Annotated in this window: 13 protein-coding genes; all 13 read right to left on the reverse strand. The window is 45.3% G+C overall.

Annotated elements, in window-relative coordinates; genetic code table 11:
* Window positions 1-42 precede the first annotated feature (42 nt).
* Window positions 43-2499: an ATP-dependent helicase gene (locus G596_RS0111145; RefSeq protein WP_022761929.1), complete on the reverse strand. Its 2457-nt coding sequence runs from the start codon at window positions 2497-2499 to the stop codon at window positions 43-45.
* Between the two features lie 75 nt (window positions 2500-2574).
* Window positions 2575-3204 carry a DUF1836 domain-containing protein gene (locus G596_RS0111150; RefSeq protein WP_022761930.1) on the reverse strand — a complete coding sequence of 210 codons (630 nt, stop codon included), beginning with the start codon at window positions 3202-3204 and terminating at the stop codon, window positions 2575-2577.
* A 34-nt stretch (window positions 3205-3238) separates the two neighbouring features.
* Window positions 3239-4942 (reverse strand): DNA repair protein RecN, encoded by a 1704-nt coding sequence (recN, locus tag G596_RS0111155; protein ID WP_022761931.1) that lies wholly within the window; start codon window positions 4940-4942, stop codon window positions 3239-3241.
* Window positions 4943-5023: 81 nt separating this feature from the next.
* Window positions 5024-5470: an arginine repressor gene (argR, locus tag G596_RS0111160; RefSeq protein WP_022761932.1), complete on the reverse strand. Its 447-nt coding sequence runs from the start codon at window positions 5468-5470 to the stop codon at window positions 5024-5026.
* Complete coding sequence (locus G596_RS0111165; protein ID WP_022761933.1) at window positions 5467-6318, reverse strand: NAD(+)/NADH kinase; 852 nt, start codon at window positions 6316-6318, stop codon at window positions 5467-5469. The genes argR and G596_RS0111165 overlap by 4 nt, the downstream gene beginning before the upstream one ends.
* 5 nt (window positions 6319-6323) lie before the next feature.
* Window positions 6324-7214 (reverse strand): TlyA family RNA methyltransferase, encoded by an 891-nt coding sequence (locus G596_RS0111170; protein ID WP_022761934.1) that lies wholly within the window; start codon window positions 7212-7214, stop codon window positions 6324-6326.
* Window positions 7207-9075 carry a 1-deoxy-D-xylulose-5-phosphate synthase gene (gene dxs, locus G596_RS0111175; RefSeq protein ID WP_022761935.1) on the reverse strand — a complete coding sequence of 623 codons (1869 nt, stop codon included), beginning with the start codon at window positions 9073-9075 and terminating at the stop codon, window positions 7207-7209. The genes G596_RS0111170 and dxs overlap by 8 nt, the downstream gene beginning before the upstream one ends.
* Window positions 9076-9135: 60 nt before the next feature.
* On the reverse strand, window positions 9136-10056 hold the full coding sequence (locus tag G596_RS0111180) for a polyprenyl synthetase family protein (RefSeq protein ID WP_022761936.1): 921 nt from the start codon (window positions 10054-10056) through the stop codon (window positions 9136-9138).
* Entirely contained in the window at window positions 10056-10280 is a 225-nt protein-coding gene (gene xseB / locus G596_RS0111185) for an exodeoxyribonuclease VII small subunit (protein ID WP_022761937.1), read from the reverse strand. The genes G596_RS0111180 and xseB overlap by 1 nt, the downstream gene beginning before the upstream one ends.
* The gene (gene xseA, locus G596_RS0111190) at window positions 10273-11484 is read right to left on the reverse strand and encodes an exodeoxyribonuclease VII large subunit (protein ID WP_022761938.1); all 1212 of its coding nucleotides are present in this window, start codon (window positions 11482-11484) and stop codon (window positions 10273-10275) included. Before xseA ends, xseB begins: the two co-directional genes overlap by 8 nt.
* Window positions 11477-11875 carry a transcription antitermination factor NusB gene (nusB, locus tag G596_RS0111195; RefSeq protein WP_022761939.1) on the reverse strand — a complete coding sequence of 133 codons (399 nt, stop codon included), beginning with the start codon at window positions 11873-11875 and terminating at the stop codon, window positions 11477-11479. Before nusB ends, xseA begins: the two co-directional genes overlap by 8 nt.
* A gap of 17 nt (window positions 11876-11892) precedes the next feature.
* The gene (locus G596_RS0111200; protein WP_022761940.1) at window positions 11893-12267 is read right to left on the reverse strand and encodes an Asp23/Gls24 family envelope stress response protein; all 375 of its coding nucleotides are present in this window, start codon (window positions 12265-12267) and stop codon (window positions 11893-11895) included.
* A 123-nt stretch (window positions 12268-12390) separates the two neighbouring features.
* On the reverse strand, window positions 12391-13590 hold the full coding sequence (locus tag G596_RS0111205; protein ID WP_022761941.1) for a mechanosensitive ion channel: 1200 nt from the start codon (window positions 13588-13590) through the stop codon (window positions 12391-12393).
* Window positions 13591-13649: the final 59 nt, after the last annotated feature.

Here is a 13649-nt window from a genome sequence, read left to right on the forward strand (position 1 = left end):
TTATAGCATTTATTAATTCACAATCTATTGAATTGGCAAAGTTTATACTTTTTTAAGCTTCGCAAATGCAGCGAACATGATTTTCTGTCCGTAATCGTCAAAATCGATTGTGACCTTATAGTCTCTCGGTTCCTTGACGATATCAAGGACAGTCCCTTCACCGAACTTAACATGCATGACTCTGTCACCTACGCCGTAATCAAGTGCTGCTCCGGCTGTCGGCATTCCTTTGGATAATCCGGCGAGTCCCGGTTTTCCGAGAGAAGCCTTACTGTGTGCACTGGCAGCTCCTGCGATAAAAGGTTTGTCCTTTGGTACCGCTCTCTTTTTGGGAGGTGCCGGCTTTGCGACAGGTCTTCCGTAAGCAGGCTGGGTCGCCGCTTTCGTCCCGGCATAAGCACTTCTCTTAAGAGGCGAGTTTGCTGTACCGGCTGCATAGGTGGGTTTTGAGAAGTCCATCTTTTTCTTAAAAATGCGACCTGTATCAAGATCGATATCATCGTCGTCATCAATGGATTCTCCGCCATCATACATGAAGGAAGCTTCAGCCGCTCCGACCTTTTCAAGAAGCTCAGCCGGAATCTCAGTTACAAATCTGCTCACAGGGTTGTACTGGAGCTGACCTCTTGTCATTCTGCTTCTGGCACTTGTGAGTGTGAGATGTTTTCTTGCTCTGGTTATTCCAACATAAGCAAGTCTTCTCTCCTCCTCGAGTCCCTCGGGATCTACTCCTTCGTCCATCAGCGCCATGAAGCTGGGGAAAACATTCTCCTCCATACCCGCGAGATACACATGATCAAACTCGAGTCCCTTCGCACTGTGAAGTGTCATGAGGAGCACCTTGTCGTCATCCTCGGATACATTGTCAATATCCGCTACCAGAGCGACCTCTTCCAAGAATCCTGTAAGCGTAGGCTCATCCTCTTTTTCCTCGTAGCCGGCCATTTTGGATATAAGCTCGTCCACGTTCTGCTCACGCTCGTTATCCTCAGTGTTTGCATCCTCATCGATTGTATAGAGATAATCTATGTAGCCGATTTCTCTGATGATGTGCTGCATAAGCTGGTCAAGTCTTGCCTCTTTTGCAAAGGCTCTGAAAACTCCGATCATTGATGCAAATGCCTTGCACTTTGCCTGCGCTGTCTTATTAAGTCCCGGGATCATATCAGCCTCGGCGCACGCCTTCAGAAAACTGATATTGGCCTTATCTGCGTATTCCTGAACATGAGTGATACTTGTAGCTCCGATCCCTCTTTTCGGAACATTTATGATACGTCTCGCAGCAAGGTCATCCGCACCGGAATCAATAGTCTTCAGATAGGCGAGACAGTCCTTGATCTCACGTCTGCCGTAGAAGTTCACTCCTCCCACAAGGTCGTACGGAATTCCTTCATACACGAATCGCTCTTCCAAGAGTCTCGACTGCGCATTGGTTCTGTAGAGAACTGCAATATCCTTATAATCCGCTTTGCCTGACTTTTTGAGTTTGCAAACTTCGGATGCTATAAACTCAGCCTCCTCGGGAGCCTGATTCACAACCTTTAATCTGACGAGTTCGCCTTTCCCTTCGTCAGTCCAGAGAGCCTTGTCTTTTCTTCCGTAGTTATTCCTTATGACAGCGTTTGCCGCATCAAGAATACTCTGTGTTGATCTGTAATTCTGTTCCAGTTTTATCACTGTCGCATCGGGATACACTTTTTCAAAATCAAGGATATTCCTGATGTTCGCGCCGCGGAATCTGTAAATACTCTGATCATCATCACCGACCACGCAAAGGTTCTTATACCTGTCTGCAAGAAGCCTTACGAATTCAAACTGTACGTTGTTGGTATCCTGATACTCATCAACCATTATGTACCTGAAGCGTTCCTGGTACTGCGCAAGCACCTCCGGCTCGTCCTTGAAGAGCTTCACCGTGTTAAGAAGAAGATCATCAAAATCCATTGCATTATTCTTCTTAAGCGTATTCTGATACTCGATGTATGCCTTCGCAATTTTCTGCTTCTTAAAGTCGTTTCCCGATGCCAGCATGTATTCATTGGCATCGACGCAGTTGTCCTTTGCATGCGATATCGCAGTCTGGATGTTGCGGAGCTTTAGCTGAGTTGTCTCCAGCTGATATCTTTTGCAGATATCCTTAAGTACCGACTTGGAGTCATCCGTATCATAGATTGTAAAATTGTTGCTGTAACCGATTCTGTCAGCGTAGCGTCTTAAGATTCTTACACAGGTTGAGTGAAAAGTCGCAACCCATATGCTCTCGGCGCCAAAGCCTACAATCTTATCAACTCTTTCGCGCATCTCGCCAGCCGCCTTGTTGGTAAAGGTTATCGCGAGAATGTTCCAGGGATTAACTCCGCATTCGTCAATTAAATAAGCGATCCTGTGCGTCAGGACTCTGGTCTTTCCCGAACCTGCTCCGGCAAGTATCAGGACCGGACCGTCTGTCTGCAGAACCGCTTTTTTCTGTTCACTATTCAGGGTGTCGTAAATGCTCATTAAATATGTACTACCTTTCGAAAATTACCCTCATCCGTCGGCTTCGCCGACACCTTCTCCCAGAGGGAGAAGGCATTATTTTTTCTTCTTCTTGGTCTCTTTGTCGCCCTCGCGCTCCTCTTCGATGTGATCGATGATGTTCTCGATAAGAAGCATCTTCATGAAAACATCGTAAGCAAGCATAGAGACAAAATTGAACATCTGAAGTTCGTTCTTGTCTTCGCCCTTCGCCTCGGGAAATGATTTCTGGGTGGTCTTATATTTTTCCTCGATGTCAGTTTTAAGATGGGCGATAATATCCTTCTGCTCATCGTAGATTGTCTTGTAGATATCTTTTAAATTTATGTCCTCATCGTCTTTTCCAAAACGTTTGTAAACAGGCTCAAACAAGGTCTGGATATCACTGAAGGACAGCATGTTTTTATAGTAGTAGATGAACATCAAAAGTATGATGTGATCCTTGGAATACTTCTTCTTTACCGGAGGGGGAAGCAGATCATTTTTGGCATAGTTATTGATCATGGTCTTCGTGAGTATCTTATCCACTCCGGGATGCCTTGAGGACTTCCTAAGGCTCTCATCCATAAAAGTAAGCAGCTGGTCCATATACAGGTCGATGTTAGGGATATCATTAACATCAACCTGAGTGGTTCTGTCCATGCTGGCCATTATGCTGTTTAGAAAATCATCATAGTCTAGTGTCATAAATTCACTCCAATTTAGTATCCCAAGGGGAAGGCTATTTAGATTTAACCTTTTCTGCCTGGCGCATCATCTCCCTCGCATTCTCCATTGCAGAATCTGTGATTGTGGCGCCGCCAAGCATTCTTGCAAGTTCTGATGCTCTCTCATCATCCGAGAGTTTTCTGATCCGGGTGACGGTTCTCTCGTTTCCGCCCTCTTCATGAGTTCCCTTCGCGATCTCATAATGAGTGTCAGCCATAGATGCAATCTGAGGAAGGTGTGTGATGCAGATTATCTGGTGACCCTTTGCAAGAAGTCCAAGTTTCTCCGAAACCTTCCAGGCAGTCTGTCCGCTTATTCCCGCATCTATCTCATCAAAAATGAGTGTATCTATGTCATCCTTTTCAGCGACAACGGTCTTGATTGCAAGCATGATTCTTGAGAGCTCACCGCCGCTTGCCACCTGATCAAGGGGTCTTATCCTCTCTCCGGGATTTGTGGAAATCATGAATTCCACATCATCATAGCCTCCCGCGGAAACTCTCTCTCCGTCAGGCTTAACATCAATCTCGAATCTTACATCTATGAAGTTAAGATCCTCCAACGCTTTGCGGAGAAGCTCCGATAAAGCTTTGGCATTTTCTTTTCTCAGGTCTGAGATGCTCTTGCAGGCGGATAACAACTCATCATGGAACCTCTTCTCATCAGCAAGAAGACCGTCTCGGTATGCTGCAAGGTCCTCGAGTTTTTTTAGCTCCTCTTCCTTCTCATCCCTGTACTTTAAAACTTCCTCAATGCTTCCGCCATACTTATCCTTGAGATGGTTTATGGTATTGAGTCTGTCCTCTGTTGTCGCAAAATCTTCGGGATCAAACTCAAGCTCATCGATATAGGATGAAATAGCATGACGAAAATCAGATAATAAATTATCGATATCAGAGAGCTGTTCCAAAAGCTCCGCAGCCTTATCGTCATAGCTGCTAACCGAGGAGAGCTCACGCACTGCTCTTCCTATAGCATCCGCAGCGCTTTCACCGGAGTCGCCTGCTCCCGTCACCTCAGCGGCAATACCTGCTGCCTCGGCAATCTTCCTGGAATTGACCATTCTTCTGTATCTGGTCTCAAGCTCCTCATCCTCACCCTCTTTGGGGTCTGCATCAGTAATCTCATTGTATTCGAAATTCGCGAGATCCTTTTGTCTCTCACGTTCTCTCTCGTCTAAGTTGGTCTCATCGAGAGCCTTCATAACATCCTTCCAGCTTCCGTAAGCCTTTGCACACTTTTCCTTAAGCTGCAAAAGCTCCTCACCTGCAAAATCATCCAGTATCTCCAGATGCTTTTTCTTGTGAAGGAGTTCCTGATGGTCATTCTGACCGTGAATATTTATAAGTATGTTTGAAAGATCACGAAGCTGCCTTGCGCTTACTGTCTCGCCGTTTGCCTTGCAGACACTTCTGCCCTCCATGATTTTTCTCTGCAAAATAAGTGTTCCGTCTTCTTCTACAGGAATATCAAGTTCCTTAAGGCTTCTTAGCTGCGCTTCATTTTTGATTCCAAAGGTCAGCTCGATAAGAGCATATTCAGCTCCCGTGCGAATCATACCACTGTCAGCTTTAGCACCGAGCGCCAGATTCACACTGCCGATAATAACTGATTTACCGGCGCCGGTCTCACCACTCATTATGTTAAGACCGTTTTCAAACTCAACCTCCTGCTCATTTATCAGAGCAAGATTCTTCACATGTAGATTGTATAACATATTTACCTCTTTCCTTTTTGCTTCTTCGGGCAAGTCAAGGAAATGTATATAATAACTGTCCGTTTAATGGGACAGGTACTATCAGCCTATTATTTCGTTCAGGGCATCCATAACCTTCTGAACATCGTTATTGGTACGTATAGCTGCCATGATGGTATCATCACCGGCAATACATCCTACTACCTCTTCAAATTCCATAGCATCAAGAGCAGCGGCTACAGCCATCGCCATTCCCGATACCGTGCGGATAACCAGAATATTCTGAGCATGATCCATACTGATAAATCCTGCTCGCAGGACATCCGCATACTTGTCAGTCATTCCTGCACTGTCCTGAACAAAAACATATTTATGCCTTCCGTCAGGAGTAGCTCTTTTGGTCAGTCGGAGCTCTCTTATGTCTCTGGATACGGTCGCCTGGGTAACCTTAAAACCCGCAGCATTGAGCATATCCGCGATCTGCTCCTGAGTTTCGATAACATTGTTTTGAATTATTTCGATCAGTTTGCTGTGACGTTTTTTCTTCATACAAGTTTTTTCCTTAAAATGTTTAAAAAGCTTTCACTGCTTAGTTTCAATATCTTGGTAACCTGTTTTGCTGCGGTGATATCTATCCTGTCCCCGCTCTTCATCATCATCCTTTTTCTTCCGTCGAGAGAAGCCTCCAGCTCCAAAGTACTGTCTCCGCTTCCTTTTCCGATTTCTATAGTGACCTTATCATTCTCGGAAAGCACTATTGTCCTTCCGTTAGCCGCATGCGGACATATCGGTGTCAGAAGAAGTATCCGTGCCTTTGGATCCACAATCGGTCCGCCTGCAGACATATTATAAGCCGTCGAACCCGTAGGCGATGAAAGAATTATTCCATCGGACTGATAGGTTGTAAGCGGCAGATCATTTACATACACATTAAAATTGAAAACCCGGAGCGATGAACATCTTGCGATTACGATGTCATTTAAGGCGTAGTTGATAACGCCTTTTTCTTCTCCCTGACAGAGAACTCCCTGAAGCATCATACGGTCTTCTATTTCATACTCATCACTAAGAAGCTTATCCATGGCGCTTTCGACCTCAGATAGGTCAACCTCCGCCATATAGCCCAACGTTCCAAGATTAACTCCGATAAGCGGGATATTTTTCCCAAGGACATTACCCGCCGCCTGGAGCATCGTTCCATCGCCTCCAAGGACAATGCAACACTCTACGCAGTCCGGAACCTTGCAGGAATACTCCTTGCCGTTTTTATTCGCCGTACTCTCTATCTCGGCGACCTCGCAGAATGCCCCCTTCTGCTCAAGGTAATCCCTGATGCGCAGGGTGGCCTTCATTCCGGGATCTTTGCCTCTGTTAGTGATTATGAAAAACCGTCTCATAGACCTTATAACTCCCCGTGTGCTCTTCCTACCGTCTCCTCAATAAGTTCCTTCATATCAGACTCCGTTGAAAAACCATTGCCTGCACTCAAAACCTCTGACAGCAAATGAAGTCCCTCGCCTTCATTGATTTCAGACACCTCATCGTTTCTGCTCTCATCCTTTTTGATATAAAGAAGGTATTCTATATTTCCCTCCGGTCCCCTAACCGGTGAAAAATCGAGATTTAAAACCTTAAATCCGATTATGTGGGCAAAATCTATTACCTTGCAGATGACCTCTTTGTGAGTCTCAGGTTCTCTCACAACTCCCTTTTTACCTACCTTCTCGCGGCCCGCCTCAAACTGGGGCTTGATAAGGCATACCATCTCTCCGCCATCCTTAAGAAGCTTTCTCGCGGGAATAAGTATTTTGGTAAGTGAGATGAAAGAAACATCAACCGATGCAAAATCAAGGTCATCGTCTATATCATCTCTTGTAAGATATCTGAAATTGGTTTTCTCCATGCAGACCACGCGCTCATCGGATCTAAGTTTCCAGGCAAGCTGACCATGTCCCACATCCACCGAGTAAACTTTCACCGCTCCGTTTTGAAGCATGCAATCCGTAAAGCCTCCGGTGGAAGCTCCTATGTCCATGCATACAAAGCCATCGAGTTTTAGCTCAAAGCTCTTCATAGCCTTCTCAAGCTTGAGACCGCCTCTGCTGACATAGGGGAGTTGTTCACCCTTCACTTCAAGAGATGTGATTTTTGATTCATCAAAGGATGTTCCGGGCTTGTCTTCTCTCTGACCGTTTACGAAAACATCGCCTGCCATAATGACAGCCTTTGCCTTCTCACGGGAAGTGGCAAGTCCTCTGGAAACCAGAATTACATCCAGTCTTTCCTTAGCCATCTACTGTTATTTCCTCATATTTTCTCATTACTTTTTGGGCAATCGACTCAGCATCAACACCAAGTGCCTTATAGAGCTGATCACATGAGCCGTGAGTTACAAACTCATCCGGAAGAGCTATACAAAGATGATGAATGTCAATTCCTTCATCATAGATAAAGCGTCTTACCTGATCACCAAAACCACCATTCTCAACGTTCTCTTCCATCGTAACTATAAGCTTATGTTTTTTCGCTGCGTCCCGCACATGCTCTCCGTCAATAGGCTTAGCAAATCTCGCGTTGGTAAGTGAACAATTGTAGCCTTTTTCAAGAAGTATCTCTCGAACTTTCTCCGCGGTTTTCACCATACTTCCCAATGCAAAGAGGATGATATCTCTCTCCTTGTACAGTGGCTCTGCCTTACCCATCTCAATAGGTGCACGGAAGTCTGCAAGTCCATCGTATGCTGTACCCCTCGGATATCTGATCGCCGAAGGTCCATCGAAAGCAATCGCAAACTTAAGCATGTCGGAAAGCTCCCATTTATTCTTGGGTGCCATTATATGCATATTGGGCATACTGGAAAGGTAGGACAAATCAAATATTCCCTGGTGAGTCTCACCGTCGCTTCCAACAAGTCCTGCCCTGTCTATCGCAAAGGTAACCGGAAGATTCTGAAGGCAAACATCCTCCAGTACCTGATCGTAAGCTCTCTGTAAAAACGAACTGTACACCGCAAAAATCGGATGGAAACCGCCGACTGCAAGTCCTGCTGCAAAGGTAACCGCATGTTCCTCCGCGATTCCCGCATCAAAAAATCTGTCGGGGTACATATTCCTGAATCTCTTAAGTCCGGTTCCGTCCGCCATTGCTGCTGTAATTGCAACCGCCTTGGGCTCGCGTTCACCTATTTTGCACATAACCGTGCTGAAAATATCCTGATAATTGGCTGTGGTTCTGGGATTCCTCGGAATTCCGTTCTCAATAAGGAACGGCTCCGTACCATGGAAGCGCGCAGGATGCCTCTCTGCAGGTTCAAAGCCCTTACCCTTCTTGGTAACCACATGAATCATAACAGCCTTACGAACCTTCTTAGCCTCGCGGATAGCAGCCCGCAGTGCTGTGATATCATGACCGTCGATTGGTCCAAGGTATGTGATGCCGAGATTCTCAAATACCATTCCCGGAACAAAGAGCTGTTTAAAACTGTTCTTTGCACGTCTGATTCCCTTGACCATCTTGGGACTGGAATTCTTAAGGGAGTTGTATATATCATCCCTCAAATTAAGGTATCCCTCATTGGTTCTTACGACATTGAGGTATTTCGCCATTCCACCAACATTCTCTGAAATAGACATCTCGTTGTCGTTTAGTACCATGATAAAATTCGTATCAAGCTTCGCTGCATTGTTAAGGGCTTCGTATGCAAGACCACCTGTAAGTGAACCATCACCGATTACAGATACGATGGTAAACTTCTCATCGGAGAGCTGTCTTGCTCTTACCATACCAAGTCCCGCAGATAAACTGGTGGAACTGTGGCCTGTGTCAAAGCAGTCACACTCCGACTCCGATCTCTTGGGAAATCCACTCATCCCACCGAATTTCCTCAGATTATCAAAGCCGTCCTTACGACCGGTTAAAAGCTTATGTGTGTAGGACTGATGTCCGACATCCCAAATAATTTTGTCCTTCGGAAGATCTAGTTCTAAGTGAAGAGCCATGGTCAGCTCAACCACACCAAGGTTTGATGCCAGATGTCCACCGGTCACACTTATCTTTTCTATGAGAAAATCACGAATCTCCTGCGCAAGTTCGCCCTGCTTGTTTTTCGGTATTTTCTTTATGTCGTTTGGTTTCTTTATACTGTCGAGTAACATGTTAATCCTCATCCGTCAGCTTCGCTGACACCTTCTCCATAGGAGAAGGCATAAATGTTATCACTTTTGTCTTGAGATCATCCACTTTACAAGAGGTATCAGGAATTCTTCGCTGCCATCGTATTTTGAAAGGATGGAGGCAGCTTCGTCCGAAAGCTTCCTGACTTCTTCTTTTGATTCTTCAAGTCCGTGAAGTGTCACATATGTAGTCTTCTCATTCTTTTCATCTGAACCAATCGGCTTTCCTAGCTCCGCTTCGTCGCCCGTAACATCAAGAACATCATCCTGAATCTGGAAGGCAACTCCGATCTTCCTCGCAGCCTGTTCAATATCATCAAGTGCCTTTTTATCGGCTCCTGCGAGAAGCGCTCCTATCATCATGCTGCTCTCCAGCATTGCAGCTGTCTTATTCTCATGAATGAAAATGAGTTCCTCGGAGGTCGCTGCAGCCTTTCCCTCAGCCTCTATGTCTGCGCACTGTCCGCCAACCATCCCGTATATACCGGCCTTCCTGGCAAGGATTTCAAGAGCCTTAGCTCGTCTGTCGCTAATATCTCCGTCGAAGGGATCGGGATTTGTTTTGCATAAAAATACCTTCAGAGCGGTTTCGTATGCATAATTTAAAAGTCCGTCTCCTGCAAGAGTAGCCATTCCCGCACCATATACAACATGGGTGGTCTTCCTGCCTCTTCTGTATTCATCGTTATCCATCGCCGGAAGATCGTCGTGCACAAGGGAATAGGTGTGGATCATCTCAATGGCCGCTGCAAAAGGCGCCACCAGATCCTTGTCCTTTCCGGAAAAAATCTTAAACATCTCAAGCATCAGAACCGGTCTGATTCTCTTGCCACCTGCCATGACACTGTAATTCATGGCTTCGATTACTTTTTTCTGATAGCCTTCCTCAGCGGGAAGAAAGCTCTTTATGATATCCTCTGCTTCTGCCGCTCTGCTATCCAGCATCTTATCAAAATCGGACATTACTCAAAATCCTCCATGCTGCCGTCAGCCATAACCTTCTGAACCTTTTTCTCAACCTTGTCGATGGAATCGTTACAGTATTTAAGCAAATCCATGCCTTCCTTGAAGAATTTAAAGGATTCCTCAAGAGTGACATCGCTCTTTTCAAGAGCCTTGATGCGCTCGTCTACTTCAGCGAAGGCTTCTTCTATTGTGATTTCTTTTTCTTCGTTTTTCTTAGCCATATTTTCTCTTCTCCGCACCCACAACTTCTGCCCCGATAACACCGTCGCTGACATTTATTTCAATCTTGTCGCCGGGCGCTACATTTTTGATACTCCTGACATTCTTGCCTTCGGAATCAGCCACATAGGAAAATCCCGACTGCAGTTTATCAAGAGGACTGAGGGCTTTAAGCCTCTCTATATTGACATCCAGGCGGTGCCTGTTGTCCCTTATGAGGTCTGTCATCAGACGCTCAAGCTTGTCAGCAGCCTGCGCAGCTCTCATTCTCTGATCGCGTATTCTCGCCTCCGGTGAAAGGTGTTCCAAAAGGCGCCTATCGGAGGCTGCCTTCTCGCGGAGTCTCATTATCCTGTCGTTCATTCTGCGGGTAAGAATATCGCGGTAGGCATCGATATCCTGAAAAAGCAGGTCAATCTCATATACCGCCAGCTCTGCTGCAGCAGAAGGTGTGGGTGCTCTTAAGTCCGCAACATAATCGGCTATCGTAGTATCCGTCTCGTGGCCTACTGCCGAGATGATGGGAATCGGACAGTTGAAAATCGCTTCCGCCACAATCTCTTCGTTAAATGCCCACAGATCCTCAATGGATCCGCCGCCTCTTCCGACAATGATTACATCCACATTCATTGCTGTGAGAGTCTCTATGCCTCGGACAATACTCTCCTTCGCCTGATCTCCCTGAACTATTGCAGGATACAGATATATCTGCACATAGGGATTTCTTCTGGTGGAAATATTTATAATATCTCGCACAGCCGCACCGGTAGGAGCTGTCACAACTCCAAGCGTTTTTATATGCTTTGGTATCTGCTGTTTATATTCATTAGCAAACATTCCGCGCTCTGACAGCTCTTTTTTTAAAGCCTCAAAACGCTCAAACAAAGCACCTGCTCCATCCAGTTCAATTTTTCTGGCATAAAGCTGGTACTTCCCGTCCCGTTCATATACATCTATTGATCCGGTAACGCAGACCTGTTGGCCCTCCTGCATACGGAATCTAAGCCCCGTAGCGGCGCTTCCCCGGAACATCACACAAGAAATCGCTCCGGACGCATCCTTAAGCGTGAAGTAGATGTGACCGGAGGAGTGATATTTGCAGTTACTGACCTCGCCCTTCACCGTAAGTGATGAGAGCAGGAAGTCCTGCGTGAACATATTTTTAATATAGGAATTTATCTGCTCAACTGTATATACATTACGCAAGTTTTGCCAGCACTCCGTTTACAAAGGAAGAAGCGCCGTCCTGGCCGAATTTCTTGGACAGCTCAACTGCCTCGTTGATTGCTACCCCTGTGGGGATAGATTCATCGAATTTAATCTCATAGACAGCGAGTCTCAGGATTGCGAGCTCAACTTTTCCGATACGCCCTGTATCCCATCCCGTTGTCACTTCATTGATGAGCTTGTCGATCTCCGGGAGCTTCTCTGCGATGTTCTCGTAGCGCTCCTTCACGTAATCAACATCTTTGGCACTCATCTCTATGTCGCTTGTTTCAATGAACAGGTCCTCCTGCTCACGCATCTCCTCAGGTGTATTGAATTCTACACGAAAAAGAAGCTGAAAAACCTGTTCTCTAAGTTCTGATCTTTTCATAATATCCTCTGTAATCCTTAATCAGGCATCTTGATGCCGGCAATACGTACGTTGACGTCAGTAACACTAAGTCCTGTCATGCTCTCGATGGAGCTCTTAACCTTATCCTGGACCTGCTTACTTGTAGCGGGAATGTTGTAGCTATAATCCATAAGAATGGACATATCCACACGTACCTTACCTTCATTCAAAAAGATCTTGGAACTCTTCTGGATGTTCTTCGGACCTGCCTTATCTATATTTTCACTGGTATAACCACCTGCCATCTCACTTACTCCGTCAATCTCAAGAGCAGCAAGCGCAGCAATCTTGGCAACAACGTCGTCGGCAATCTTTACAGAGCCGATTCCCTTTGCCTTTAATAGTGTATTATTCTGTACTTCCTTTTCCATAATAATCACGTTCCTTTCATACTGAAATCCTTATAATTATACAAGATAGAAAAGCGGAGGGCAACTTTTTATGTATACCCTCCGCCAAAGCTTCAATATGTTTTTTCGTAAAATTTCGTGCTATTATTTGTCGCTCTTTTTGTTCTCTTCAATGTACTTGTCGAGCTTATCAAGCTGCTTTGTAGCGAATGCCTTTCCGCCGATACCGAAGGAAATTGCAAATGCAACAGCAAGTGCTGCAACAATGATAATGAAGGCTGAGTTAACGATTGTAGTAGCAATTCCGAGCTGGTTGAGAACCATGAAAATGCCGATTACAAAGATAACTGCCTTGGAAACAAGTGCATAGCCGTCCATTCCGTTCTTCTTAAGAGCCTTCTCTGCAAGGATTGCAGCAAAGTATGTAAGTGTAAGAACGATGATAGCAGCAAGAGCCTTGGGCATATAGCCGATAACAGCAGCACCGATGTCTGTAAGGAGCTTAAGATCTACTACCGCAAAGCCCTGTACGATGAACATGATGTTGATAACAACCTGAACAACGGTACCTGTAACCTTTGAAAGAACGAACTTCTCTGTCTTACCTTCTGTTGCGTCTGTGAGCTTCTTATCAACGCCTGTTGAAGCAAGGAGCTGAGTAACGATCTGACCTGCGAATCTGCCGATAAGGTAGCCGACAAATACAACAAGGCAAGCTACTACTATGCGAGGGATGTAATCAACAACAACTGTGAGCATGCTTACAGCGGGTGCTGTGATAGCATCAATCTTAAGAACGTTGAGTGCTACGATGAAAACAGGGATCATGATAAGAACATATACGATGTAAGCAAGTGTATATGAAAGCTTAGCTGTGTCCTTAACCTCAATGCCTGCCTTAGCCTGAAGCTCATCAACCTTAAGTCTTGCAAATACAGGAACAAGAAGTGTTCTTACTGTTGTAGCGATAAGGTTACCTACAAAGATAACGATAAGTGCTGCAAGAACGTTGGGAACATATCCCCAAATTGTGTTAAGCAGTCCCATTACAGGAGATGTAACACTGTCAATTCCCAATGTGTTAAAAATCTGTGGAATAAAAAGTAAGAATACCAGGAAGTAAACAAGCTTACTGATGTAAGTAATTGTAACTCCGGGTCTCGGACCATCTGCTCTTGAAACAATGAATCCAAGCTTAGTGTGTGTCATCAACTTAATGATGAGTGTCTTGGCAATTGAAGCCGCGATGTAGGCTATAAGCAGAATAACAAGCGCTACTATCACTTTCCCCAGGCCCCCAAATATGCCGGTCATGAAACTAGTAACATCGAACAAATTAAACATACCATTTCCTCCTTGGTGTTTATATAGTTACCCGGTCCTTACGAATGTATGAAAACATG

Origin of the sequence: Butyrivibrio sp. AD3002, from assembly GCF_000420905.1 — a bacterium.
GTDB lineage: Bacteria > Bacillota > Clostridia > Lachnospirales > Lachnospiraceae > Butyrivibrio.